The sequence below is a fragment of the Burkholderia sp. MSMB1078WGS genome (genome assembly GCF_001528895.1).
In the GTDB taxonomy this organism is placed as follows: Bacteria; Pseudomonadota; Gammaproteobacteria; order Burkholderiales; family Burkholderiaceae; genus Burkholderia.
Window position 1 is genome coordinate 119,801 of the sequence record NZ_LPDI01000003.1, and the last position, 24,523, is coordinate 144,323.

The 24,523-nt window shown below is 64.0% G+C and carries 20 protein-coding genes; 9 read left to right on the forward strand and 11 right to left on the reverse strand.

Annotated features, from left to right (window positions below; all coding sequences use genetic code 11):
* Positions 1 to 141 precede the first annotated feature (141 nt).
* Positions 142 to 759: a hypothetical protein gene (locus tag WT24_RS34055; protein WP_156441713.1), complete on the forward strand. Its 618-nt coding sequence runs from the start codon at positions 142 to 144 to the stop codon at positions 757 to 759.
* Positions 760 to 941: 182 nt separating this feature from the next.
* Here the strand turns inward: WT24_RS34055 and WT24_RS00965 are convergent, their stop codons facing one another.
* The 4 genes from WT24_RS00965 to WT24_RS35565 form a co-directional block, all read right to left on the reverse strand.
* On the reverse strand, positions 942 to 1,205 hold the full coding sequence (locus tag WT24_RS00965) for a PAAR domain-containing protein (protein WP_060030499.1): 264 nt from the start codon (positions 1,203 to 1,205) through the stop codon (positions 942 to 944).
* 69 nt (positions 1,206 to 1,274) lie between these two features.
* Positions 1,275 to 1,538: a hypothetical protein gene (locus WT24_RS34060; RefSeq protein ID WP_144026308.1), complete on the reverse strand. Its 264-nt coding sequence runs from the start codon at positions 1,536 to 1,538 to the stop codon at positions 1,275 to 1,277.
* A gap of 17 nt (positions 1,539 to 1,555) precedes the next feature.
* Complete coding sequence (gene tssI, locus WT24_RS00970) at positions 1,556 to 7,525, reverse strand: type VI secretion system tip protein TssI/VgrG (protein ID WP_060030504.1); 5,970 nt, start codon at positions 7,523 to 7,525, stop codon at positions 1,556 to 1,558.
* Positions 7,526 to 8,185: 660 nt separating this feature from the next.
* Positions 8,186 to 8,473, reverse strand: a complete 288-nt coding sequence (locus WT24_RS35565; RefSeq protein WP_082742043.1) for an MbcA/ParS/Xre antitoxin family protein — start codon at positions 8,471 to 8,473, stop codon at positions 8,186 to 8,188.
* 413 nt (positions 8,474 to 8,886) lie between these two features.
* Here WT24_RS35565 and WT24_RS00975 point away from each other — a divergent pair, with 413 nt between their 5' ends.
* The 4 genes from WT24_RS00975 (at position 8,887) to WT24_RS00990 (ending at position 12,675) form a co-directional block, all read left to right on the forward strand.
* Positions 8,887 to 9,381 (forward strand): hypothetical protein, encoded by a 495-nt coding sequence (locus tag WT24_RS00975; RefSeq protein WP_060030507.1) that lies wholly within the window; start codon positions 8,887 to 8,889, stop codon positions 9,379 to 9,381.
* 72 nt (positions 9,382 to 9,453) lie between these two features.
* On the forward strand, positions 9,454 to 10,152 hold the full coding sequence (locus tag WT24_RS00980; RefSeq protein ID WP_060030510.1) for a PspA/IM30 family protein: 699 nt from the start codon (positions 9,454 to 9,456) through the stop codon (positions 10,150 to 10,152).
* A 33-nt stretch (positions 10,153 to 10,185) separates the two neighbouring features.
* The gene (locus WT24_RS00985; RefSeq protein WP_257127405.1) at positions 10,186 to 10,845 is read left to right on the forward strand and encodes a YqiJ family protein; all 660 of its coding nucleotides are present in this window, start codon (positions 10,186 to 10,188) and stop codon (positions 10,843 to 10,845) included.
* A gap of 90 nt (positions 10,846 to 10,935) precedes the next feature.
* The gene (locus WT24_RS00990; protein ID WP_257127406.1) at positions 10,936 to 12,675 is read left to right on the forward strand and encodes a flotillin family protein; all 1,740 of its coding nucleotides are present in this window, start codon (positions 10,936 to 10,938) and stop codon (positions 12,673 to 12,675) included.
* Positions 12,676 to 12,761: 86 nt separating this feature from the next.
* Here WT24_RS00990 and WT24_RS00995 read toward each other — a convergent pair whose 3' ends face one another.
* The 3 genes from WT24_RS00995 to WT24_RS01005 form a co-directional block, all read right to left on the reverse strand.
* Positions 12,762 to 14,159 (reverse strand): enolase C-terminal domain-like protein, encoded by a 1,398-nt coding sequence (locus WT24_RS00995; RefSeq protein ID WP_060030574.1) that lies wholly within the window; start codon positions 14,157 to 14,159, stop codon positions 12,762 to 12,764.
* Between the two features lie 62 nt (positions 14,160 to 14,221).
* Positions 14,222 to 15,562, reverse strand: coding sequence for an MFS transporter (locus tag WT24_RS01000; protein WP_060030513.1), 1,341 nt, complete (start codon positions 15,560 to 15,562; stop codon positions 14,222 to 14,224).
* Positions 15,563 to 15,776: 214 nt separating this feature from the next.
* Positions 15,777 to 16,760, reverse strand: a complete 984-nt coding sequence (locus WT24_RS01005; RefSeq protein ID WP_060030517.1) for a LysR family transcriptional regulator — start codon at positions 16,758 to 16,760, stop codon at positions 15,777 to 15,779.
* 40 nt (positions 16,761 to 16,800) lie between these two features.
* On the opposite strand from WT24_RS01005, the gene WT24_RS01010 reads away from it, so the two are divergent.
* The 3 genes from WT24_RS01010 (at position 16,801) to WT24_RS01020 (ending at position 19,654) form a co-directional block, all read left to right on the forward strand.
* The gene (locus WT24_RS01010) at positions 16,801 to 17,532 is read left to right on the forward strand and encodes a glutathione S-transferase family protein (RefSeq protein WP_060030519.1); all 732 of its coding nucleotides are present in this window, start codon (positions 16,801 to 16,803) and stop codon (positions 17,530 to 17,532) included.
* 133 nt (positions 17,533 to 17,665) lie between these two features.
* A complete protein-coding gene (locus WT24_RS01015) occupies positions 17,666 to 18,292 on the forward strand; it encodes a DUF2239 family protein (RefSeq protein WP_060030522.1) in 627 nt (208 codons plus the stop codon).
* A gap of 15 nt (positions 18,293 to 18,307) precedes the next feature.
* Positions 18,308 to 19,654 carry a carotenoid oxygenase family protein gene (locus WT24_RS01020; RefSeq protein ID WP_060030525.1) on the forward strand — a complete coding sequence of 449 codons (1,347 nt, stop codon included), beginning with the start codon at positions 18,308 to 18,310 and terminating at the stop codon, positions 19,652 to 19,654.
* A 13-nt stretch (positions 19,655 to 19,667) separates the two neighbouring features.
* Here WT24_RS01020 and WT24_RS01025 read toward each other — a convergent pair whose 3' ends face one another.
* From WT24_RS01025 to WT24_RS01040, 4 genes are read right to left on the reverse strand one after another with little or no spacing between them, the layout of a single operon-like run.
* Positions 19,668 to 20,834 carry an ABC transporter permease gene (locus WT24_RS01025; protein WP_060030528.1) on the reverse strand — a complete coding sequence of 389 codons (1,167 nt, stop codon included), beginning with the start codon at positions 20,832 to 20,834 and terminating at the stop codon, positions 19,668 to 19,670.
* An 8-nt stretch (positions 20,835 to 20,842) separates the two neighbouring features.
* Positions 20,843 to 21,994, reverse strand: coding sequence for an ABC transporter permease (locus WT24_RS01030; protein WP_059503342.1), 1,152 nt, complete (start codon positions 21,992 to 21,994; stop codon positions 20,843 to 20,845).
* A 21-nt stretch (positions 21,995 to 22,015) separates the two neighbouring features.
* On the reverse strand, positions 22,016 to 22,714 hold the full coding sequence (locus WT24_RS01035) for an ABC transporter ATP-binding protein (protein ID WP_060030531.1): 699 nt from the start codon (positions 22,712 to 22,714) through the stop codon (positions 22,016 to 22,018).
* Positions 22,715 to 22,719: 5 nt separating this feature from the next.
* A complete protein-coding gene (locus WT24_RS01040; RefSeq protein ID WP_060030534.1) occupies positions 22,720 to 23,925 on the reverse strand; it encodes an efflux RND transporter periplasmic adaptor subunit in 1,206 nt (401 codons plus the stop codon).
* A gap of 359 nt (positions 23,926 to 24,284) precedes the next feature.
* Here WT24_RS01040 and WT24_RS01045 point away from each other — a divergent pair, with 359 nt between their 5' ends.
* Complete coding sequence (locus WT24_RS01045) at positions 24,285 to 24,518, forward strand: hypothetical protein (protein ID WP_012327737.1); 234 nt, start codon at positions 24,285 to 24,287, stop codon at positions 24,516 to 24,518.
* The last annotated feature ends 5 nt before the right edge of the window (positions 24,519 to 24,523 follow it).

Genomic DNA, 24,523 nt, shown 5'->3' on the forward strand with positions numbered 1-24,523 from the left:
TTGTAGGACATGCGCGATTTTATCGACCGCCCCAACGATAGATGTGCGTGCGGTCGATGGCGCTATCTCGAAGGCGATAAGGTTTCGGCTTGCGACTGCGGCGTCTCGGTCGCGCTTTAGCCCGACCCTACCATAACGCTGATGTCTGAATACGGTATTGAACGGGTGCGCGGCGGGCATTTTTGTCAATCCGATCAAGTAAATGTCGAAGCGGCCCTGCGAGCAACAGGGGCGTGGGATCGCATCAAGCAAGCTCAAGCACCGAAGATTGCTTGGAGCGTGGATGCCTCTTGGAGCGACGCACTCGATGAATTCTTGAATATCGCCGTGCAATATTACGATGCTGGCGTTCCGGAGCACCTGCGTGACAGCGTGTTTGGCGCAGCCTATCGTTTGACGCGATACCGCTTCTGGCGAGATGAGTTTGCTCCGGGATTGGCTTGGGATTTCTGGAGTCCCAAGGGCGTACTTCCAGTGTTGCTATCGTTCAAATACCAGCGCCCAGTGTCCAGTGGGTTGCCCTCGTCATATGACGTGTTGGCGGCTGCGCTAAACCGAGGGCGAGGCGGAAATCATCCGTTGCGACGATTGTTTCTCTTGGCTTGGAAGACATACCAACCCCCGACAACCGATCGGCAGGCTGCCACAGTCGAGCGATTTATGGGATACCTCGACGAGGATGAAGACTACGATCGTAGATACGATGATTTCGTATCCGTTTTGCTCCCGGAAACAAGAAATTTGCTAAGAGGAAAATGAGATAGCTCTCGGTTGTGCGGTTAGGTTGTTGATCTTTGCGTGTAACCGTAAGAAGAATAGCTTTGTCATGACAAGCATAAGTACCTGCTTGTCAAGCTACAGCGATCTCAGTTATGAAAGGTGCGGGAAACTAGCGTGCGGTGTCCTCTTTCTACTGTTGATGAACCAAAAAGGCGGGCATTTTACTTATCCGCGAGAAACTGCTGCTGACTAGCGATCAGTGATGCACCACAGGCGGTCTTCATGCCATGCAGGGCGACAGCGCGACCTTCAATCGAATACTGGCTCGATCCCTGAATGATCGGGAATATACCTTTACATTTCGGGCAACTGACCATATGGCCAACGCCAGCCGCTGGCTGACCACTGAGATCCATGCCTCCGAAGCCATCCAGCACGATACCACCGTGATCCGTCAAGTCGCCCTTACGAATGATGGGTTGCATTTTGTCAACTCAATACTTCATTCTTTGTCAATTACTACTCGGCTGTTATCGAGATATTTTTAGAAAATATCATTCCGAATCAGTAAATTTCGGGTCCTTCACTATGTCATCATCGTCGCTGGAGTAGTAAAGAAATCCAAGCTCCTTTGTTTCCACAAGAATACCTTCAGACAATTTTCCGCCTCCGACCAACTCTTCATCGATAAGCCAGTCGTCATACCCATCTACACATTGGCGCTTGTCGAAATCACAGACGACAAGGCCAGCAACGTCCCCCTCGACGATAACATGATCGCCAATGTGGATCTCTAGCCCAGATGAAACGTATTTCACGATGCGCCTCCTCCCTATCAAGGCGAGTTGAGAAATGGCTCAATCGGCACCATGCTTGACGTCAACTGCTCCGGCTTAAGCACATATTTTTGCTTCGCCCAGAAGCAAATGCATTTCGGATATGGCGACTGATTGGCCTGAAATATATTGTGATGCGACCCGTATACGCCATGTTGCATTTCATTATCAGGTATCACATCAAGCGGCCTGTACGCAAATGTGCCAACCGCGATGATTTTCCCCGAAACGGTTTTGCACGGGTTGCATTTATTCGGGCAATCATCTTTTTCTTTGACCTTTTCTTGCGTACTGTCCGTGGACCTCGTCATGTACCAAATGCCCGCTCCGATCATGACCAGCGCACCGATTCCTGCGCCGATCAGTGTTCCCGGTCCCGGAACGACGCTTCCGATACCGGCCCCCATTGCTATTGTGCCGAGGCCATCGGGATCGATCTTGTGTGTCGGAATGCCGTCCGCATAGGCGTAGAAATTTAGCCCTGCACGCAGTCCGATCGGATCTTGATTGATGTATCGACCTATAGCTGGATCGTAGTATCGATGCCGGTTGTAGTACAGCCCGGACTCTCTGTCCCTGAATTGCCCCGGAAACCGAATCGGGTTGTCGATTTCGTCGGCGATCATCGACTTCGTCTGTCCGTAGCCGTCGAAGTCTGCCGCCCACACGACGCGGCGCATCTCGTCGTAGAGTTCTTGCGGAGCGCCAAGGTGGTCGGTAATGTAGAAGTACCTTTTGCCGCGCTCGAGCCGAGCCACAGGCCCGGCATGGTCTGGATGAGCAACATAGGTCACGGACTCATCGTTACGAGGTGTCCGACCTGTACGGACCTCCTGCAGCATCCAGTCGCCGTCCCAGACGAACAGCGTCGTAGACGGTGCTGCGCCGGCGGGTGTGTGAACCTTTGCGATCCGTCGGCCGAGCGCGTCGTACTGGTATTCGGTGCGGCTGCCGTCGGCCTGTTCGATACTGCTCAATTGATGCCCGTTGTCGTAGCGGTAGCGCGTTTCCACGGATTCAGGCGTGGTTACGGGGGGGACGGCCTCCCTGCGGGCAAGTAACCGGTCGAGCAGCCCCGGATTGTGATCCGACTCGGGAACGTCCTGTATCGGACGCTCTACGCGCCCTGTACGGTTGCCGTGCCCATCGTAGCTGAAATCAAATTGGGAGCGTGTCATTCCGGCGACTGTGATGAATCTCTTCAGTCGATCACCAGGTGCCTCCGGGACGGCAGCCGCATCGGCCATCGACGTAGCTGTGCTATCGCGTTCCGATCCGTGGTCCAGCCGCGAGAGCAGGTTGCCGGCTGGATCGTACCGATATATTTCACCCGATGGGTGCGGGACGGCTTCGCCGCCCCGCCGGTTCACACCGGTCAACCGCGCGAGCGGATCGTATTCGAAATGACGCTCGCCTCGCCACGTGTCGGCCAACCGCGTGATCTGCCCGGCCATGTCGTAATCCCATGCGCGCCACGGACGCGGTTCTGCACGTGGCTGCCCGCGCTCATCAAGATCCTGCAAGCGCTGCGTTTGAAGGAATCCGGCTTCGTTGTACACGAACAACTGCGCGATAGGGCCTTGAACTGCATGAATCGTCCGATGCAATGCATCGCGTTCGAAACTCGCCAGCGGTTCGCCGTCGAGCAGTAGCCCGTGAATATGACCACTGCCGTAACGTTGCCACGTCAGCAAGCCGACGCCGGGCAACTGCATCCCGCTGCGGTTGCTGGCTGCATCGAACGTGTGCTGTAGTCGCCAAACTCGCCCGTGGTGCGATTGAACCTCGGCCGTGCGCCGTCCGGCAGCATCGTATTCGTACGTGATCTGCGATGGTTCGCTGTCTCTCGGTTCGTGGCGGATCTGCGTCAGCAGGCCACGAGCGTCGTAGCCAAATGTGGTGTGTGTGCCATCCCCGAGTCGTCGCTCGATCGGCCGTCCCAGATTGTCGTACAGCAGCGTCGTGCGCAATTGGCCGTCATTGCCGTGATTGATTTGCGCGATCTGTTCGCCAACGGCGTTGTATTCGACTTGCTGGCGTCGGCCATCGAATCCCGTTTGGGCAATCATGCGACTCTGCGCGTCATACTCGAACGTGCAGCGCTCGCCCTTGGCGTTGGTCAGCGCCACGACTCGCCCGAGCGCGTCGTAACCGTAATTGGTGGTGGTGCCATCCGGCGCTTCAACCCGGACGATCTGGCCGTAGGCGTCCCGTGTCACCTGCGTCGTGCGCCCGAGCGGATCGGTATAGGCAATCGCCTGTCCTGCCCGATCGTATGTCGTTTTCCAGACGCCGAGCCCAGCCGGGGCGATCGCCGTCGGCAGTCCGGCAGCATTACCGTAAAATTTGCTCGTCTGCCCGAGTGCGTTCGTCTGGTGGGTTTGCCGCCCGCGCTCGTCGTAACCGTACTGCGTCGTGAAGCCCGAGCAGTCGGTGCGTGCGATCATCTGACCGGCGTCGTTGAATTGTGTTTTCGTCACGTTACCGAGCGCGTCGGTGTGCGCAACAGCCAAGCCATTCTCAAACGTGGTAATAGATGTGTTGCCGAGCGGATCGATCTCCTTGACCAGATGGCCGTCGGTGTCGTATTCGCGCTGCCAGATATGCCCGGCGGGATCGGTAATTCGCGTAGGCAAGTTCTGGTCGTTGTATTCAATGCGCGTCAGCTGACCTGCGGCGTCACGGATCGCGATCGGATTCCCGGTTGCGTCGCTGATTGATTGCGTCTTGCGGCCGAGCGCGTCGATGCGCGCCGCGACATTACCCGTCTCATCGAACTCGGTCTGGTCCGCGCTGCCGTCCGAATGAACGATCTGGTCGACTGCCCATAGGCCGTTGTAGCGGTATGTCGTCGTGTTCCCGAGTGCATCCGTCACCTGCGTCATCCGGGCGGTCGGCTGGTACGAGAAGCGTGCCTCGCGCGTCACGACTGGCTGGCCGTCGGCGTCGAGTGTGTACGCGTAGGTTCTGATGCAGCGCGCCTGTGGCGTCTCGCCATCCCACTCGGCGACGAACGTTGCGCCGGCCGGCGTCTGGTAGCGCGTCAGCAGGTGTGTGTGATACGCGTATGTCCAGGTTAGATTGCCACTGTCGATCGCCTGAACGAGATCGCCGTGATCATCGTATCGATACGCGGCAAGTTTCTGCGTCGAAGTGCCATGCTCGTCGAGCAGATGGACCTCGATGATGCGGCCTTCATTGTCATGCTGGCACGAGACCGTATGGCAGTTGTTCTGGATCTGATGCAGGTTGCCGCTCGGCGTATACCTAAACGACAGCGATTGCTTGTCGCGGGTCTCGTAGCGCTCCAACAGCCAACGATCGGATTCGCTCGGATGCGGGCTATACGTCTCGACGATGCCATTCGGAAAGCGTACCGCGTACCTCGTGAGCCCCTCGATACTGTCAAGCCGCTGAAGCGTGTATTTCTCGATCGGATGAAAGTGTTCCTGACCCGAATCGAGCAACGGAAATTGCAGCTGTCGGCCGTCGAAGTCGATATAGACGAGCTTCGGTATATCAGCGATCGTCACGCGACGTACTTCGGTCGCGTACTGAAGCTTCCATGCGACGCCGAAACTGCCGATTCGCTGATCGGCACTGCGATAACGCCGGTTCCAGCGGATCGGCACTCTTCCTGGCAATGTGAAATCGTCGTGCGTGAGCAACTTCTGGCCAGTTGCAACGTCCACTGGATGCGCGCTGGTGGTCTTCTTAGCGCATTCCGCGCAATCGGCCTCCGTGACGGGCGCGAGACCTTTTGCACTGCCGCCGCTCTGCGTGACCGGTCCCTCGAGATAGATGCCCTTGCCCTTTAGGTGAATACCGGCCGCGTCGATCGTGATCGTGCCACCCGGACCGATCAGTTGCGCTGTCTTCGCGCCTGAGAGGCTTGCCTGGCCCGAGTCGGTGATTCGGATCTGATTGCTATTCGCACTCTGCACCGGATCGGGGATTTGTGGGCTGAAGCTGGGGGAAATGTCGAGCGGCCTCTCCTGGTCTTTCTTGACCGCATCGCCGACGGCCTTGCCTCGTACTGTTACCTCATAGGTATGCCCCACGTGCGCGGTCCAGTCTTGTACCACGCGATCAACCCGATCCATGCCGACCGTGCTGGCCATCTGCAGTACGACATTGCGTAGATACAGGCCGCCGACGTTGACATTGTAGGCCAGACCGACGTTGAGCATTTTGCCAAGTCCGACCGATTGCACGGAGGCCAGACCGACGGTCTCAAACTTGACGCCACCAGTCGATAAGGTCCAGTTCTGGCCAATGCTGGCCTTCTCGTCGTTCCCAACCGATTTTTCGCGATCGTTGCCGACCGAGTGCGATTCATCGTTCTCGACTTCGATGCGCTGATCTCTCTCCGCATGCAACCAGACTTCTTCTTGTCCCTTTCGGTCTTCGAAGCGCAGTGCGTTCGCCGTTCCATTGTCGCCGCCTGTCGTTGAGCGTGTCAGGATGCCGCTCTGGGTCGCGTTGTCCGGCAGCGCCCACGGTGGCATGTTCGCCGCGTTGTAGACAGATGCAATAATTAGGGGGCGATCAGGGTTGCCGTCGGTGAAGGTCACGACGACCTCGTCCCCAATGCGAGGAAGCTGGATCATCCCGAATCCGCTACTGGCCCAGGGTTGCGCGACGCGAACCCAACACGAACTCGCCTGATCCTGCTTCCCGAGCCGATCCCAAGGCAGCTGGATCTTCACGCGACCAAGCCTGTCGGTGTAAATTTCCTCGCCTTTCGGCCCGACCACCACTGCTGTCTGCACGCCATGGATCATGGGTCGCGGACTCGTCAGCAGCGGCCGATAAGGAATCTTCTTGCGGATGCAGCGGAATTCGGCCGTATAGATCGCGCTGCCCAGCGCGGGTAGGACTTGCGACTCCGGCTTTGCCTGGTAGTTGTTCGTTCCGTGGTGCCGGATCGACGTCAATAGAAATTGCCGGTCCTCGGGCTTCGCCTGCTCGTGATCGTAGTGCGCGTCGAGCTCGAAGTACCGCTCAAGCTCGAGCCTGCGGTAGTGACTCTTGCCGACGAAGATCTTGCTGTGGGCAGCCAGCGCCTCGGCCCGGAATCGGGCGAGTTGTTCGCCTCGATCGGAATCGGGAAAACCGTGGGCGCCGAGATAGTCGTAGAGCTCGTAGTTGTCGACTTCACCTTGGTCGACAGCCGTGTCGCGTTCGACGTAGCGCCGCGCACCAGGCGCTTTATAGTCTCCGGTCTTGAGCGCGACGCTGCCCGACGTGAATTTGCGACGCGATACGAATGATGTAACGACCTGGTTGCTTTCTAGGATCTCGTCGGTCGAATAGCGCAGCACCGGACTGTACCCGGCAATCGGACCGGCGTTGATCGACGAGTCCGTGATGATTAACGTATGGCCGTCCTTCTTGTGTTCGAAATAGAAGAACAGCCCTTCTTCCTGCATCAGGCGCAGCGCGAAAGCGAGATCAGTCTCCTTGTACTGGGTACAGTAGCTGCGATTAACCGTTGGCGCGGACAAACGAAACACGACGTCACCGAATCTCCGGTATCGATGCATCACGTCGTTGAGGATCTCGCCGACCGTCTGTTCCTGAAAAATCCGGATATCCTGACGGCGATCCATGAAGGCGAGCCATGGCCTTGCGACGGCCTCGTAGGTTGCCAGACCGCCATCGGTGCCTGTGTGTATAAAATCGGTGACGTAGCCGTGGAAATAGCGCACGTCCGTGCTAGCAAGCGCGTCGGTCAGCTGCAGGGTGACCGTCACCGGCTTGCCGATCAATTGCTTGAGCTCGATGTTCGGGTCTTGGGACGCGAGCATGAACTTCATTTCAAACAGTTCGCCCAACCCCTCTTCGCAGACGAACTCGGTCAGCACGAGCGCTGAGCGACCGGACAGCGGCGTGTCGATCGTGAACAGCCGATTGTTTTGCAGCGCAAAGAATTGCTTTGCGATCTCTTGAAGGGAAATCGGCGACATAGGCGATGACGTCCTGTCGTTGTTGGTTCTTCTATCGGACCGGGAGGCAGCCTCCTCCCATATATCGGTCCCTCTCTCATCAGGCATACTGCCCAATCGTGCGATCGTAGCAAAGTCGTTTTCGCGAGGCACGATTTTTTTGGCTATTGTTTCTTATCGATGCCGAACTGGAGGGACGTGCGCCATATTGTTGGCGAAATTGTGGATTAACGTGTCGCTGCGGCTCACGATGACGTTGTCCGATGCGCAATAATCAGTTGCGCCGCTGCAGTGCCTGCTCACGTACCTCGAGAAAGATCGAACGGCGAACTTTATTGGGGCATATCAAATTTGTTCATGACTGCGCCTGTTGAGGTGATTTTTAACCGGTATTCAACATAAAGAATTAAGTTGACGCGCCGGGATATAGGGGAAATTATTCTGCCGACATCGCTGCGTTGCATCACAGGAATCGTCTGCTACAACCCGAAATCAGTGAGGGCGTTCTGTACCGATGCCGCGTCCATCAATATGTCGGTTGGTGCTTCATCGATGTCCTAGATTTCATCACTGACGCAGCTTCGACTCACGAGAGCTGCTGCTGTGATGGCGGAAAGTTTCATCAATGAAATGGACTCCTTGGAGAATGAGTCCTTGGGTTGCCCCGATCAAATTTGGAGGCTACCAGTAGGCCCCGGTTTGTGCGCTCGCGAGCATTCTCGAAATCAGGTCGATGCCTTCGGGAGTTTGAAGGTAGTCTGCGGGGCATCTCCCTCCGAGCGCGGGAACTGGTGAACGAAGCCAGTTGAGCAGCCATGATCGTGCGTCAAAGCCATCTGGATTCCCCGAGTCATCAACCATTCTCTGAACCTGCGCGGTAAGCATTTCGATGACAGCAGGCGGGACGCTTGCTGGGCAGGAGCCCGATGATGGCGAGCGCTCGTTGCTGCCTTTCCTAATGTTGGGCATATCCGTGTCATAGTCGGTTTGGCGTCGGTCGTGCTGTCACACCTGATAAAGCTTCACAAGACGTGGTTCCGATCTCCAAGAGTAGTTCTTCTCACGCCTGCTGCGGAACCCGTTTAGACATTCACGATTCACCGTTGACTGAACAAAGTGCAACGAATTCGTTCACATTTGGACAAAGTGCAAATATATGGTTCCGACCAAATCATCAAGGAAGGATGTCGGAGGCTAACTAACGGGGTTTCAGTGCAGAGATATGGTTCCAGCCATCGAAGAAATATGCTTCCTGTCTCAGCAAGATCAGGCCCTTTTTGTTTTTGCTCCTGGCGTTTCACCTCTATCTCGAAATACAAACGTATACATTTGCATACGGTCGCATTATGCTTCGAGTAAGTGACTCGAAGGGATTGAACGTCATGCAAACCGTATCGGTACGAATTCCGGAGGACGATCTCGCGTGGCTAGTCGAACTGCAATTGCCGGATGCGACAAGCCCGAGCGACAAGATTCGCGCGCTGATTGCCGACGCTCGTCGGCGGGTCAAGGGGGCGCACGACTTCGTCCGATGCGCGGCGCTGCTCAGGGAGCAGGTGCGGCCGATCCTCGACGCGATCGACGCCTACGAACATGCCACATATCACCGTTCTGAAATCGTGACGCTGCTCGCGTCGCAACTCCCGGAACTCATGGCCAGCCTCGTGACGGCGGCGCCGCCGGGCAAGCCGATTGGCGAGGCCGCCGGCGAACTCGAAGCACGGCTGACTGCGAAGAGCATGCGCATGCTGCTCGGGCTGCTGCGCCTTGCCGTGACCGGCAATCCACCCGCTTATGATCCTGCCGTGCTCGATTCGTACGTGCACGAGGTCAAGGAACTGGCGAATCTTATTCAGCCGGCTCAGGCGAAGCCGTGAGCAGTCGATGAAACCGGCGCTTGGTGACCGGGCCGGTCAGGCCCGCGTGAATTCCTGAAGGAGTGACAAGTCGTGACGACAGAACATTTCGGTATCCGAGTCAAAAGGTTGTTGACCGCGAACGTGCATTCGCTGATCGGTTCGCTGGAAAGCCGCATGCCGCAGGCCATCCTCGAGCAGTACCTGCGCGAGTTCGACGAGGTGATCGCGCAGGCGCGGGTGGCGCTGGGCCGGCATGAAGCCGCGCGGTATCAGGCTTCCAAGGCAATTGCGCGCATCAACAACGAGATCGAACGTTTGAACGAACTGCTCGGCACCGCGCTCGCCAGAAACGACGATGCAGCCGTGCGTGCCGGCGCGGAGCGGCAGATCGAGCTGGAGGATCAGCTCGGCGTGCTCCAGCAGTCGCTTCACGAGGCGAGCGAGCACGCGCAGGTCGCCGAGGGCGATCTGCTGGGTCTGCGCGCGAAGCGGGCCGAGATGGAAGCGGGGCTGCGTGAACTGATCGCGGCACGGGCAGTCGCACCCGGCGACGGCGAGCGCCGGACGGAAGGCACGGCAGCCGCGGACCCGCGGGCGGAGCAGCTCGAACAGGGTTTCAACCGGACGATGGCCGGCGCGACCGGCGCGCCGGGATTGGGCACCAGTCCCTCGTCGGCTGATCCGTCGCTGCTGTATCGTCTTGAAACTCTGCACAAGGAGCAGCGGATCGAGGAACGCGTCGCGCGCCTGAAGTCGCAACCCGGAAAGCTAGCGGGCGACATCTCCTGATCGGGTGTTTCCGAACCTGAGAGCAAAACGATAATGATTTCTTCACTGATGCTGCCGGGCAACGCGCCGTTCGTCGTCGCCATCGGGCTGATGATCGTCATTGGCGTGCTGGAATGCGTGTCGATGCTGATGGGGCTGAGCCTGACCGAGCATGCGGGCAGCTTGCTTGTGCTGCATTTTGGTCTCGATCATGCCGACAGCGGCGCCGACGCCAGCGTTGTCGGCCAGTTTCTCGGCTGGCTGCATGTGGGCCGGGTTCCGTTGCTGATCCTGCTGATTCTCTTCCTGCTCGGCTTTTCGATTGTCGGACTAGCGTTGCAGACATCACTGCAGGCCGTCGCGGGTTTCATGATGCCTACCGCGCTAGCCGTCGGGTTGGCGGCGGCCGCGGCGCTGCCGTTCGTGCGCCACACCGGCAAATTCGTCGCGCGCTTTCTCCCGCAAAGCGAAACCACGGCGGTTTCCGAAGCCGATTTTATCGGCCGCACCGCACGGATCATCACCGGCGAAGCATCACTGGGCAATCCGGCCGAAGCACGGCTCGTCGACGAGCACGGCCAACAGCACTATGTCCGGGTGGAGCCGGACGAAGCCGGCCGGACTTTCGCGAAAGGCACGACGGTCCTGCTCGTGTCGCGCATCTCGGGTTCGCGCTATCACGCGATCGAAAATCCCCGGCCCGAATTGCTCTGAATCACTTTTCGCCAGGCGGCCGCCGTTCCGGGCGGCGCGGGCTAGCGCATGTTGCTGTCACCATCCGTACACAGGAGTCGAACAAATATCATGATGAATGCACTCTCATTCTGGGGCGCCATTGCGTTGGCAGTGGTGGTGGGTCTCTGCGTGATCGGCCTGATTTTCGCGCGTCTCTATGTCCGGGCATCCGCGGAGCGGGCCTTCGTCCGCACCGGTCTCGGCGGTCAGAAGGTGATCATGAGCGGCGGCGCGGTGGTGCTGCCGGTGTTTCACGAGGTGATCCCGATCAACATGAACACGCTGAAGCTCGAAGTGAGCCGAGCGACGCGCGATAGCCTCATCACGAAGGACCGGATGCGTGTCGACGTGGTCGTGGCCTTCTTCGTGCGGGTCGCACCGACCGAAGAGGGGGTGTCGACCGCCGCGCAGACGCTCGGGCAGCGCACGCTTGCGCCGGAAAACCTGCGCGCGCTCGTCGACGACAAGTTCGTCGATGCGCTGCGCTCGACTGCCGCGCAGATGACGATGCAGGACCTGCAGGACGCCCGCGAAAAATTCGTGCAGGGCGTGCAGAACACGGTCGCCGAAGATCTGACGAAGAACGGGCTCGAGTTGGAAAGCGTGTCGCTGACCAATTTCAACCAGACGTCGAAGGAGTATTTCGATCCGAACAATGCGTTCGACGCCGAAGGCCTGACGAAGCTCACCCAAGAAACCGAGCGGCGCCGCAAGGAGCGCAACGAGGTCGAGCAGGACACCGAGGTAGCTGTGCGTGAAAAGAACCGTGACGCACTGTCCCGCAAGCTCGAAATCGAGCAGCAGGAATCGTTCATGAAGCTCGAACAGGAGCAGCAGGTCAAGACGCGCACGGCCGAACAGAATTCCCGCATCGCCACGTTCGAGGCCGAGCGTCACCAGGAGGCGGAGCAGAGCCGGATCGCCGCCGAGCGGCAGATCCAGGAATCCGAGATCCAGCGCGAGCAGGCATTGCGCACCCGCAAGGTGGAAGCGGAGCGCGAAGTGCGCGTGAAGGAGATCGAGCAGATGCGGGTCACGGAGATGGCGGCGATCGAGCAGGCGAAAGTGACTGAAATTGCGCAGCAGGAGAAGGCAATCGTGATCGCGGAGAAGTCCGAGGCGCAATCGCAGGCGCAGGCTCGCGCGAATGCCTCGCTCGCGGACGCGGTGCGCGCCGAGCAGCTGGTCGAGACGACACGCAAGACCGCCGAGGCGGATCGCGCGAAGCAGGTGGCGCTGATCGAGGCGTCGCAGGAGGCGGAAACGCAGGCGGTTCACATCACGACGCAGGCGCGAGCGGAGCGGGACGCGGCTCAGATGCAGGCTGCCGCGATGGTCGAGCTGGCCGAAGCGGCGCGCAAGAAGGGTCTCGCGGAGGCGGAAGCGCAGCGTGCGCTGAACGACGCGATCAATGCGCTTTCGTCGGATCAGACCAGCCTCAAGTTCAAGCTCGCGCTGCTGCAGGCGTTGCCGGGCGTGATTCAGCAGACCGTCGAGCCGATGAAGTCGATCGACGGCATCAAGATCATCCAGGTCGACGGGCTCAATCGCGGCGGTGCGGCGGACGGCGGCACGTCGGTCGCGACAGGGGGCAATCTGGCCGAGCAGGCGATGTCCGCGGCATTGTCCTATCGCGCGCACGCGCCGCTGATCGATTCGCTGCTCGGTGAAATCGGTTTGTCCGGCGGATCGCTGCAGGGATTGGTGCCGGCTGTCCCGACTGACGTGCCGGCAGCGAACCACGCACTGGCGGCGAACCACGTGCCGGCGGTCACCGTTTCGCCCGAGAGCGGCCGTGATGCCGGCTAACGCCAGATAGTGGTGGATCGGTCGCCGGCTTGGCCGGCGGCCGGTCGGGGTTGGTGCTTGCTGTTTGTTGCCGCCTGCGCTTCCCGTCATCCCCGCCCGAAACTCGGCCGCTTCGGATCATACGTCCACCCCGGCACCAGATAACGCATCGCGACCGCATCGTCGCGCGCGGTGCCGCCCACCTCGTTGTACAGCGCATGCGCGGCCTCGACCTGCGCCATGTCCAGTTCGATGCCGAGCCCCGGCCGTTCCGGCACGGCCACTTTGCCGCCGACGATCGCGAGCGGCTCGCGGGTGAGCCGCGCGTCGCCTTCCTGCCAGATCCAGTGCGTATCGATCGCGGTGATCGTGCCGGGCGCGGCCGCTGCCGCATGCGTGAACATCGCGAGCGACACGTCGAAGTGGTTGTTCGAGTGCGATCCCCACGTGAGCCCCCAGTCGCGGCACAGTTGCGCGAGCCGCACCGAGCCCTGCATCGTCCAGAAATGCGGATCGGCGAGCGGAATGTCGACCGCCTGCAGCCGCACCGCATGATCCATCTGCCGCCAGTCGGTCGCGATCATGTTGGTGGCGGTCGGAATCCCCGTCGCGCGGCGGAATTCGGCCATTACCTCGCGGCCCGAATAGCCGCCTTCCGGCCCGCAAGGATCTTCCGCATACGCGAGCAGGTGGCCTTGCCCGCGGCACAGCGCGACGGCCTCGTCGAGCGACCACGCGCCGTTCGGGTCGAGCGTCGCGCGCGCGGCGGGAAAGCGTGCCTTGATCGCCGCGATCGCTTCCATCTCGTCGGCGCCGGCCATTACGCCGCCCTTCAGCTTGAAATCGGCGAAACCGTAGCGCTCGACCGCGGCTTCGGCCTGCCGCGCGATCGCGGCCGGCGTGAGCGCCGCTTCGTTGCGCAGCCGGAACCACGGGTCCGACGCCTGCGCTTCGTCGCGATACGGCAGATCGGTGCGGCGCCGGTCGCCAAGGTAGAACAAATACGCGAGCATCGGCACCGCGTCGCGCTGCTGGCCTTCACCGAGCAGCGCCGCGACCGGCACGTCGAGGTGCTGGCCGAGCAGGTCGAGCAGCGCGGCTTCGATCGCGGTGATCACGTTATCGAGCCGCAGGTTGATCTCGTGCGGCTGACGCAGCACCGCCGCCTCGCCGGCCGACGTCACTTCGTGGCGAATCGTGCGCCCGGCGCCGGCGCCCGCACCGGACAGCGCCGCGCGCACCGCGTTGAGCGTTGCCTGGTAGCGTCCGATCGACTGCCCGACCACGAGATCCGTCATGCGCTCGAGCGCGTGGCGGATGCCTTCGCCGCCCGGCACTTCGCCGACGCCCGTATGCCCGCTGCTGTCGTCGAGGATCACGAGGTTGCGCGTGAAGTACGGCGCGTGTGCGCCGCACAGGTTGAGCAGCATGCTGTCGCGGCCGGCGACGGGAATCACCTGCATGCGGGTGACGCGCGGGGTGCCGGCACGGCTGGGTTCGGACATCGATTCGCTCCTGGTTCCGGTGGCGTGCGGGCCGCCGGACGCGCCGGCGCGGCCCGCGCCGTTCATTGAAGCTCGACGCGGCGGATCTCGCCGACGACGAACAGGTAGCAGACCACGGCGACGAGCGCATGCGCGACGACATAGACGAGCGCGCCGTTGAACGAGCCGCTGCGGTCGACGATATAGCCGATCGCGATCGGCGTCGTGATGCTGGAAAGATTGCCGCACGTGTTGAGCAGCGCGCCGCTCAGGCCGGCGATCTGGCGCGGCGCGGTGTCGGCGTTGACGGCCCAGCCGAGCGCGCCAAGCCCCTTGCCGAAGAACGACAGCGCCATGAACACCACGACGAGCACGTGCGAATCGGTGTAATTGCAGACGATCATCGACATCGACAGCAACATGCCGATCACGATCGGCACCTTGCGCGCGACCGACAGCGACCGGCCCTGCCTGAGCAGCGTATCGGACACGACGCCGCCGAGAATCCCGCCGAGGAACCCGCATACGGCGGGGATCGACGCGACGAGGCCGGCGTTGAGGATCGACATCCCGCGCGCCTGCACGAGATAGACGGGGAACCACGTGATGAAGAAGTAGGTGAGCGCGTTGATGCAGTACTGCGCGACGTACACGCCGACCAGCATCCGGTTTCTCAGCAGCGCCTTCACGTGGCGCATCGACGGGCCGCCGTCGCGCCTGCCCGTCGCGTGGTCGATGTCGACGAGCGCACCGCCTTCGGCGAGGTAGTCGAGTTCCGCGCGGTTGATGTTCGGGTGATGCTTCGGGTCGTACATCGTGCGGTTCCACACCAGCACGAACACGAAGCCGAGCACGCCCATCACCGCGAACACCGACTGCCAGCCGAACGCATGCACGAGCCAGCCCATCAGCGGCGCGAACACGACGGTCGCCGCGTACTGCGCGGCGTTGAAGATCGCCGACGCGGTGCCGCGCTCGGGCGCCGGGAACCACGCGGACACGATCCGGCTGTTGGCGGGGAACGACGGCGCCTCGGCCGCGCCGACCAGAAAACGCAGCCCGAACAGCAGCGCGAACGCGGCCGCCCCGCCGAAGAAGCCGATCCCGCCTTGCAGCAGCGTGAACAGCGACCAGAAGAAGATGCTGAATGCGTAGACGATGCGCGAGCCGTAGCGGTCGAGCAGCCAGCCGCCCGGCAATTGCGCGACCACGTACGACCAGCCGAACGCGGAAAAGATGAAGCCCATCTGCACGTGGCTCAGGTGCATCGAGCGGGCCAGCGCCGGGCCCGCGATCGCGATGGCGGCGCGATCCGCATAGTTGATCGTCGTGATCGCGAACAGGACGGCCAGCACCAGCCAGCGCACGCGGGTGCGCCGGGCCGTTGCCGACGCGGACGCCGGCAGCGCGTGAAGCGGATTCATGACTCGTCTCCTCCGAAGGGCGGAAGGTGCCGTCGTGCGGCAGGCGCGTCGGATGCGCGCGTGATGTGTGTGGATGCCGCCGACGGGAGGCCGGGCACCGGACGCCGATGCAGGCGCAGCGTCCCGGCCATTCTGTCATGTCGACATTTGCGCTTTCATGCCAATTGCTGACTTGATCGATTCAGCATTTGAATCGATCGAAGGCGGTGCGCGGTCACGCGTGCGCGTCGTCCGGGCCGTTGCGGTGGTGGTGCGCCACGTGCTGCGCGAGAAACTCGACGGCGGCGCGCACGCCGGGCAACTGGCCGCGCCGATGCGGCATCAGCAGCGTCGTCGTGACGGTGCCGGCGCACCAGCCGGGCAGCACGCGCACGAGCGTACCGGACGTGAGCGCGGCCCCGGCGATCCAGTCGGGCAGGCATGCGAGCCCGAGGCCGGCCGTCGCCGCCTGTAGCAGCAGCGTCGATTCGTCGGCCTGCAGCCGCAAGCGCGGCGTCACGTCGACGGTGTCGCCAGCGTCGCCGCCGCGCTGCAGCCGCCACGGCTGCGGGCCCGGGTGGAGCCCGTCGTGCTGCGCGAGATCGGCCGGTGTGTCGGGCGTGCCGGCCCGTGCGAGATAGGCTGGCGCGGCGACGACGACGATCGGCGACGCCGCGAGCGGCCGTTGCACGAGCGCGGAATCGGGCAGCGGCGCGAAATGGCTGCGCACCGCGATGTCGAAGCCTTCCTGCGCGATGTCGACGAGGCGGTCGCTCGCATGAATCTGCAGCAGCAGCTTCGGGTGCGCGATCGCCAGCGCCGGCAGGCACGGCGCGAGGATGTGCTGCGCGACCGGCACCGAGCTCGTGATCCGCACGACGCCGGCCGGCTCGGCGGCCTGCCGCAGCACCGCGTCGCGCGCGCTTTCGGCCTCGATCACGGCGGCGCGCGCATGCTCGAAGAATTCGGCGCCGACCGGTGTGAGCCGGAAGCTGCGCGACGTGCGATGCACGAGCCGCGCGCCGAGCGTGCGCTCGAGCTCGGCCACGCGCTTGCTGACCGTCGATTTCGGCAGGTCGAGCCGGCGCGCGGCCGCCGACATGCTGCCGGCATCCACCGCCTGCACGAACAGGTAGAGATCGTTCAGATTCACTTCCAGCGTCCACATGGAGAAACGACGGGTTTCGATTTTAGCGGCTACTGCGCCATCGTCCGCCATGGGAGCATGACGGCTCGTTCAACTTTCGCGGAATTCTCCGATGTCTCCGATCCTTCTCTACGGTATTCCCGCCGGCTGCTCGTTCGGCTCGATCGTCGCGCTCGAATGGGTCGGCCGCCCGTACCGGCTGTCGCGTATCACGATGCCGGGCGCGGTGACGAGCGACGCGTTCGTCGCCCTGAACCCCGTCGCCGAAACACCGGCGTTCGTCACCGCGAACGGCGACGTGCTGACCGAAAGCATCGCGATCCTCGGCCATATCGGCGCGCAGGCGCTCGACAGCGGCCTCGCGTTTCGCCAGGGCAGCGCGGATTTCGACCGGCTGAACCGGATGCTGGCGTGGCTGAACACGACGTTCTTCAACGCGTTCGGTGCGCTCTGGTACGTGTACGAACACGACACCGAAGGCGCCGAGAAAGAGGCGCTGCAGGCATACGGTCGCGGCAAGGTGCTGAAGGCGCACCGGCAACTCGAAGCGCTGCTCGAACGCGGGGAAGGCCCGTGGCTGCTGGGCGCGCGGCGCACGCTGGCCGATGCGTACTTCGCCGGGATCGCGCGCTGGGCCGACTATCACGCGGTGTTCGAGCGCGATGCGTTCCCGCGTGTCGCCGCGCTGCGCGCGCGGCTCGCCGACGATGCCGGCGTGCAGTTCGCGCACGCGATCGAGGAAAACCTGCCGCCGCCGGCGTCGTCGGCGTTCGAAGGGCATGTGTCGCTCGACGACGCGTTGGCCAGCGCGCGCGGCATCGCGGTGCCGGCGCGGGTGGCCTGACCGGCCACGTCGGCCATCCCGGCCACGCGGCGGGATGGAATCCGCTGGCTTTTTTTACCCGGATAATATTGACATCCAATTAATACCCGGATAAAAATAGCGTCATTCCGATTCCAGCCTGCGGGCGACCACCATGACGACTTCCACGCTCCTTCCTTCGTACACGGCCTTCGACGGGCACCGGCGGCTCGCGTCGGGCCCGCTCGTGACGGTCGCGCTTGCGGTCCGGCAGGCGGCCGGCGACGCGATGCCCGGTTCGATCCTGATCTTCGACGACGCGACGGGCCGCTCGATCGACCTCGACCTGCGCGGCACGGCGGACGACGTTCGCGCGCGCTATGCGGTGCCGTCGGGCGATGCATCCGGCGGCGCCGGCGAGCCGGCCGGCTCGGGCGAGCAGCGCGGCCGCGGCCGGCCGAAGCTCGGCGTCGTGTCGCGCGAGGTCACGCTGCTGCCGCGTCACTGGGAATGGCTCGGCGCGCAGCCGGGCGGCGCGTCGGTCGCGCTGCGCAAGCTCGTCGAGGACGCGCGGCGCACGCATGCGGCGGCCGACCGGCAGCGCGACGCGCAGGCCCGTGCCTACCACTTCATGTCGGCGATGGCGGGCGACCTGCCCGGTTTCGAGGAAGCCGCGCGGGCGCTGTATGCGAACGATCCGGCGCGGCTGGCCGAGTGCGTCGCCGGCTGGCCCGACGACGTACGCGACCATGCGCTCGCGCTGGCGCGCGGCGACCTGCCGCCGTCCACCGAAGGCCACTGACGGAGCGCCGACGCAATGACCGTATTCGACCTGAACCGCGGCGCGATTGCGCCGGTCGCCGACGAAGTCGACCTCGTCGATCTGCGTGTGACGGGCACCATTCCGCGCGAACTCGACGGCACGCTGCTGCGCAACGGCCCGAACCCGCCGGGCGGCCGTTTCGAAGGCAACGACGTGCTGTCGTGGTGGCCGGAGGCCGCGATGCTGCATGCGATCGCGTTCGACGGCGGCCGCGCGGCCAGCTACCGGAACCGCTGGGCGCGCACGCAGCGCTGGGCCGCCGTGCACGCACCCGGGCAAGTGCCGCATCTGCCCGACACCAATCCGAACGTGAGCGTGTTGCAGCATGCGGGCGAACTGCTCGCGCTGGCCGAGGGCGGCGCGCCGCTCGCGATCACCGCCGCGCTCGATTCGCCCGGCCTGCCGGCGCGGCATGCGGGTTTCGACGGCGGGATGACCGCGCATCCGAAGGTCGACCCGGTGACCGGCGAGCTGATCCTGTTTCGCGCGGACTGGCGTGCGCCGTGGCTGCGCTACGGCGTCGTGGATGCGCAGGGCGTGCCGCGCGTCGGTCTCGAGATCGAGCTGAGCGCGCCGTCGATGATGCACGACCTCGCGATCACCGAAACCCGCAGCCTGTTGCTCGACCTGAACGTCGGCTACGACTTCTCGCTGCTGAAGCAAGGCCACCGGATGCCGCTGCGCTGGCACGACGACCGGCCCGCGCGCATCGGCGTGATCCCGCGCCACGGTGGCGACGTGCGCTGGTTCGGCGTCGAGCCGTGCTTCATCCAGCACGTCGTGAACGCGTACGACTGCGACGCGTCGTGCATCGTGCTCGACGCGGTGCGCTATCCGTCGTTCCTGCGGCTCGACGCGCGCACGGGCCGCTTCGCCGACAACCCGGTCGGCGAGCTGTGGCGCTACGTGATCGATACGGCGAACGGATTGGTCGACGAAGGACCGCTCGCCGACGGCGGCATCGAGCTGCCGCGCATCGACGAAAGCCGGACCGGGCGCCGCTACCGCTATCTGTATGCGGCCGAGCAGCCGAACCCCACGGAAATGCGCGGCGTGATGCGTTTCGATCACGTGCGCGGCACGACGATGCATTACGCGGTGCCGCCCGGCGACCAGAACGGCGAACCGGTGTTCGTGCCGCGTCCGGGCCGTCGCGACGAAGACGGCGAGGACGACGGCTGGCTGCTGGTGATGGTCTACCGCGCGGCGACGGATACGAGCGACGTCGTGATCCTCGATGCGCGCGCGATCGACGCGGGGCCGGTGGCGACCGTGCATCTGCCGCGTCGCGTGCCGGCCGGGTTCCACGGCGCGTGGGTGCCGCGCGAACGTCTAACGTGAGCGGCGGCGCGCGTCACTGCGCGCGCAGTGCGTCGACGATCTTCAGCCGCGCGGCGCGCATCGCCGGCAGGAAGCCGCCGACGAGCCCCATCACGAGCGAGAACACGAGCGTCTTCACGACGATCGTCGGCGTCAGCACGAAGCGGAACGACAGGTCCGAGAAGGTCTGGAAGTTGGTCGTCGAGAACGACGCGAACTGCATCAGCGACGCGCACGCGAGCCCCATCACGCCGCCGACGAAGCCGAGCAGCAGCGCCTCCAGCAGGAACGCGACGAGCACGTTGGTGCGCTTGAAGCCGAGCGCGCGCAGCGTGCCGATCTCGGCCACGCGGTTCGCGACCGACGCATACATCGTGATCATCGCGCCGATCATCGCGGCGATCGAGAAGATCGTCGACAGCGTGATGCCGAGGATGTTGATGAACGTCGACAGCGCCTTCGACTGGTCGCCGTAGAAGGTCTGTTCGCGCTTCGCCTCGTCGGTCAGCCGCGGGTCGACGTCGATGTCGGCCTTGAAGCGCGCGAAGCCGTCGGCGCTCGGGATGCGCAGCACCATCGACGAATAGCTGGTACGCCGGAACGACTGCATCAACTGGTCGACGTCGCCCCAGATCTCCGAGTCGAAGCCGCTGCCGCCCGCGTCGAACACGCCGACGACGGTCCAGTCGCGCTGCGCGAAATGCAGGCGGTCGCCGAGCTGCGTGCCGCTGAAGCCTTTCGCGATCGCGCTGCCGACGACGATCTCCGACGAGCCCGGCGCGAACGGGCGGCCGGCCGCGAGCTTCACGTGCGGCCGCAGCGCGAGGCCGGCCGGCGACACGCCGCGGATCACGACGTTCGACGGCTTGCCGGTCGACGTCTTGACGAGCGAGATCAGCACGACGGCTTCCTTCGATACGAGCGGCCGGCCGTCGGGGCCGAGCGCGACGGCCGGGTGCATCTCGAGCGCGTTGGCCTGCTGATGGTCGATCGAACTCTGGATCTCGGTCTCGGCGCCCTTGCGGATCACCACCGCGTTGTCCGCCTCGCCGGTCGACACGAGCGTTTTCGTGAGCCCCGCGTCGAGCATCTGCACCGTCGCGAACACGAAGATCACGAGCGCCATCCCCCCTGCGGTGAGCGCGGTGGTGAGCCGTCGGGTCCACAGATTGCGCGCGATGTAGGTGAGCGGGATCGCCATGCGCGCCTCTATCCGATCGCCCGCAGGCCTTCGACGACGCGCACGCGCGCGGCCTGCCATGCCGGCACGAGCGCGGCCGCGAGGCCGACCGCGACCGAGCACGCGGCCTGCAGCACGACCGTCTCGGTCGACACCTTGAACACCGGGAAGATGCCGCCGGCCGCCTGCTTGAACAGGCTCGCGGCGGGCGGCGTCGCGAGGATGCCGAGCCCGCCGCCAGCCACCGCGATCGCGACCGATTCGCCGAACACGATCAGTGCGAGGAACCCGGGGCCGAAGCCGAGCGCCTTCAGCGTCGCGTATTCGGCCGTGCGCTCGCGCGCGCTCATCGCCATCGCGTTGGCCATCACGGCCATGATGATCAGGATCACCACGTACGACACGAGGCGGATCGCCGCGATGATCTGGTTCGACATCGCGACGAAGCCGAGCTGGAACGCCTGTTCGGTCTCGGTCAGCGTTTCGGCGAGCGAGTTCTTGAACACCGCGTCGACGTTGCGCGCGATCGACGCGCCGTCGTCGGGGTTCGCGATGCCGAGCACGAACACGCCGACCTGGTCGGCCTGCTTCGGCGTGCGCTTGCGCACCGTCTCGTTCAGGTAATCCCAGTGGAACACCAACTGGCGCGTGATCGTCGAATCGTCGCGGCCGTCGAGAATCCCGCGCACGACGAAATCCCACGTGCCCGGATAGATCGTGCCCTTCAGCGGGATCACGTCGCCGACCTTGAAGCCGAATTGCGTCGCGAGCTGGCGGCCCACGAGGCAGCCGCGGCGGTCGCGGTCGTAGTCGGCGCGCTGCTGTGCCGGCAGGATGAATTCGGGATACAGGTCGAGATAGTTGTCCGATACCGCGAAGCTCGCGAAGAAGTTCTTCGGGTCGCGGTAGATGCCGCCGAACCAGTTCGAGCGGACCACGGCCGTCACGCCGTCGACGCCGCGGATCCGGTTCTCGTCGCTCACCGGTAGCGGAAACACCAGCGAGATCGCGTTGCGGGTGACGAGCCGGCCGCTGGACGCGGCCGCCGCGCCCGCGTACCACGCGTCGACCACCGTATGCAGCAGCCCGAACGCGAGCACCGCGATGGTCAGCCCGAGTACGGTCAGGAGCGTGCGCAGCCGGTGCCGCAGCGCGTTGCGCGCGATCAGCTTCACGACCATCTTGCGCGCTCCCGCCGCCGGTCAGCCGGCGTGCCCATCGATCAGCTCCCCTTTTTCCAGATGCACGAGCGAACGCGCGGCGCCGGCCGCATGCGCGTCGTGCGTCACCATGATGATCGTCTTGCCGAGTTCGGCGTTCATCCGCTGCAGCATCGCGAGCACGTCGGTCGCCGACGCGCGGTCGAGGTCGCCGGTCGGCTCGTCGGCGACGATCAGCACGGGATCGGTGATCAGCGCGCGCGCGATCGCGACGCGCTGCTGCTGGCCGCCCGACAGCTCGGATGGGTAATGGCGCGTGCGATCGCCGAGATTCACCATGTCGAGCACGAGCTCGACGCGCTCGCGTCGTTCGCGGCGCGACAGGTGCGTGAGCATCAGCGGCAACTCGACGTTCTCGAACGCGGTGAGCACGGGCATCAGGTTGTAGAACTGGAAGATGAAGCCGACGTTCGCGGCGCGCCATTCGGCCAGTTGCGCCTCGGCGAGTTGCGAGATGTCGAGGCCGCCGACGCGCAGCTCGCCGCTGTCGGGCCGGTCGATGCCGGCCACGAGGTTCAGCAGCGTGCTCTTGCCGGAGCCGGACGGTCCCATCAGCGCGACGAAGTCGCCTTCGCCGATGTCGAGCGAGATGTCGGTCAGCACGGGCACGATCTGGTTGCCGCGCCGGTACGACTTCGCGACGTGGCTGATCTCGACGAGGGGCGACGGGGCGTCGTTCACGCGCGCTACTTCTTCGCGACGGTCACTTTCGCGCCGTCCTTCAGCTTCGCGCCCGGCGCGAGCACGACCGTGTCGCCGGGTTTCACGCCACGGATCGCCACCAGCTCGCCGATCCGCATGCCGCGCGTCACGGCCACCGCATGCACGGTGTCGTCCTTCACGACGAACACGACCGGCCGGCCGTCGCGCTCGACCACGGCGCTCGCCTGCACGGCGGTCACCGGCTGCCGGTCCTGCGGCGACGCCGGCTTCGACAGGAATGCGATCTTCGCGCTCATGTCGGGCAGCACGCGCTCGTCGCGGTCGACGAAGCGCACCTTCACGAGCACGGTGGCCTTCGAGCGGTCGACGGTCGGCACGATCCGCGACACGCGGCCGGCGAAGCGCATGTCGGGCAGCGCGTCGAGCTGGATCTCGCACGGCTGCTCGGCGCGGATCTTCGCGATGTTCGATTCGGCGACGTCGGCCTCGACCTCGAGCGTCTCCATGTCGGCGATCGTCACGACCGCGCCCTTGCTGTCCGACGCGGACGAGAACGGCGTGATGTTGTCGCCCACGTTCGCGTGCTTGGCGAGCACGATGCCGTCGAACGGCGCGCGGATCACCGTCTGGTCGACCGCGACCTGCGCGGCCTGCGCGTTCGCTTCGGCGGACGCGATCGCAGCCCGGTCGCTATTGAGCGTCGCGCGCGCCTTGTTCACGCGGGCCGTGTCGGTGTCGAGCTGCGCGGCCGGCACGGCGCCGCGCGGCGCGAGCGCGGCGGTGCGGCGCAGCGCGATCTCCGCATCCTTGAGTTCCGCCTGCGCGACGCCGAGGTTCGCGCGGGAGACCTGCACCTGCGCGCGCGCCTGGGCAAGCGACGCTTGCACGTCGCTGCTTTCGAGCCGCGCGATGATCTCGTCCTGCTTCACGCGCGTGCCTTCGAGCACGCCGAGCCATTCGACGCGCCCCTGGCCCTTCGACGCGACCGCGGCCTTGCGTTGCGGCACGACGTAGCCGGTCGCATTGAGCTGCGTGTCGTTCTGGTACGGGTAGGCGGACGTGACGGACGTAGTGTCGACGGTCGGCCGACCGGTGAGCGCGAGGCCGGCGACGATCGCGATGACGATCAGCACGGCGGCGGCCGCATAGCGGACCCACCGGCGCCGGCGCGGCACCGGTGCGATCGGACGCCGGTCGATTTTCAGTTTGTCCAGATTGTGATCGGGCAATTTGAGCGCCTCGAGACGGCGGCGGTCGTATGACCGGCGCGATCCGGTTTCCGGGGAAAGGGACGGATGGACGCCAGTATAAGCGCCGCCCCGGCGTCGCGCGAGCCGGTTTGCGGCGCCGTGCGGCGACGGCCTGTCCGGCCTGCCGGCGCCGGCCGACGCGCCTGCCCCCGGGGAAACCCGAGGATGCAAGCAACGTGTCAACTTGCTGCGAACGCGGTGCGTTATGGAACCAGTGCGTCAGGTTTTGTCGCGACGGAAACGGCGAAAGCCGGCCTCGCGGCCTGGGGCTCCGGTGCGAATGCCTCGCATCTTTGATTACCGGTACGTTTGATTTTTTCTCCGCTAAAGGAAGAACAATGAAGAAGACGCTCGCTTCGATCATCGCCGCAGCATTCGCACTCGCATCGGTTTCGGCATTCGCACAGGCGTCCGCGCCGGCAGCCGACACGTCGGCCGCCGCTTCGGCACCGGCCAAGAAGGATCACAGCAAGCCGAAGCACCAACTGAAGCACCACGGTTCGAAGAAGGGCCAGGCGAAGGCTGCAGCCGCATCGGCTGCCGGCACGAACGACGCAGGCACGCAGAACTAAGCGGT

What these genes read in the sequence shown, in the direction of transcription:
- WT24_RS00990 (WP_257127406.1), top strand. Translation starts at nt 10,936, where the DNA reads ATGATGAATGCACTCTCATTCTGGGGCGCCATTGCGTTGGCAGTGGTG.
- WT24_RS01015 (WP_060030522.1), top strand. Translation starts at nt 17,666, where the DNA reads ATGACGACTTCCACGCTCCTTCCTTCGTACACGGCCTTCGACGGGCAC.
- WT24_RS01030 (WP_059503342.1), bottom strand. Translation starts at nt 21,994, where the DNA reads ATGGTCGTGAAGCTGATCGCGCGCAACGCGCTGCGGCACCGGCTGCGC.
- WT24_RS01000 (WP_060030513.1), bottom strand. Translation starts at nt 15,562, where the DNA reads ATGAATCCGCTTCACGCGCTGCCGGCGTCCGCGTCGGCAACGGCCCGG.
- WT24_RS01020 (WP_060030525.1), top strand. Translation starts at nt 18,308, where the DNA reads ATGACCGTATTCGACCTGAACCGCGGCGCGATTGCGCCGGTCGCCGAC.
- WT24_RS00995 (WP_060030574.1), bottom strand. Translation starts at nt 14,159, where the DNA reads ATGTCCGAACCCAGCCGTGCCGGCACCCCGCGCGTCACCCGCATGCAG.
- WT24_RS35565 (WP_082742043.1), bottom strand. Translation starts at nt 8,473, where the DNA reads ATGCCCAACATTAGGAAAGGCAGCAACGAGCGCTCGCCATCATCGGGC.
- tssI (WP_060030504.1), bottom strand. Translation starts at nt 7,525, where the DNA reads ATGTCGCCGATTTCCCTTCAAGAGATCGCAAAGCAATTCTTTGCGCTG.
- WT24_RS00975 (WP_060030507.1), top strand. Translation starts at nt 8,887, where the DNA reads ATGCAAACCGTATCGGTACGAATTCCGGAGGACGATCTCGCGTGGCTA.
- WT24_RS01025 (WP_060030528.1), bottom strand. Translation starts at nt 20,834, where the DNA reads ATGGCGATCCCGCTCACCTACATCGCGCGCAATCTGTGGACCCGACGG.
- WT24_RS34055 (WP_156441713.1), top strand. Translation starts at nt 142, where the DNA reads ATGTCTGAATACGGTATTGAACGGGTGCGCGGCGGGCATTTTTGTCAA.
- WT24_RS01045 (WP_012327737.1), top strand. Translation starts at nt 24,285, where the DNA reads ATGAAGAAGACGCTCGCTTCGATCATCGCCGCAGCATTCGCACTCGCA.
- WT24_RS01005 (WP_060030517.1), bottom strand. Translation starts at nt 16,760, where the DNA reads ATGGCGGACGATGGCGCAGTAGCCGCTAAAATCGAAACCCGTCGTTTC.
- WT24_RS00985 (WP_257127405.1), top strand. Translation starts at nt 10,186, where the DNA reads ATGATTTCTTCACTGATGCTGCCGGGCAACGCGCCGTTCGTCGTCGCC.
- WT24_RS00965 (WP_060030499.1), bottom strand. Translation starts at nt 1,205, where the DNA reads ATGCAACCCATCATTCGTAAGGGCGACTTGACGGATCACGGTGGTATC.
- WT24_RS01010 (WP_060030519.1), top strand. Translation starts at nt 16,801, where the DNA reads ATGTCTCCGATCCTTCTCTACGGTATTCCCGCCGGCTGCTCGTTCGGC.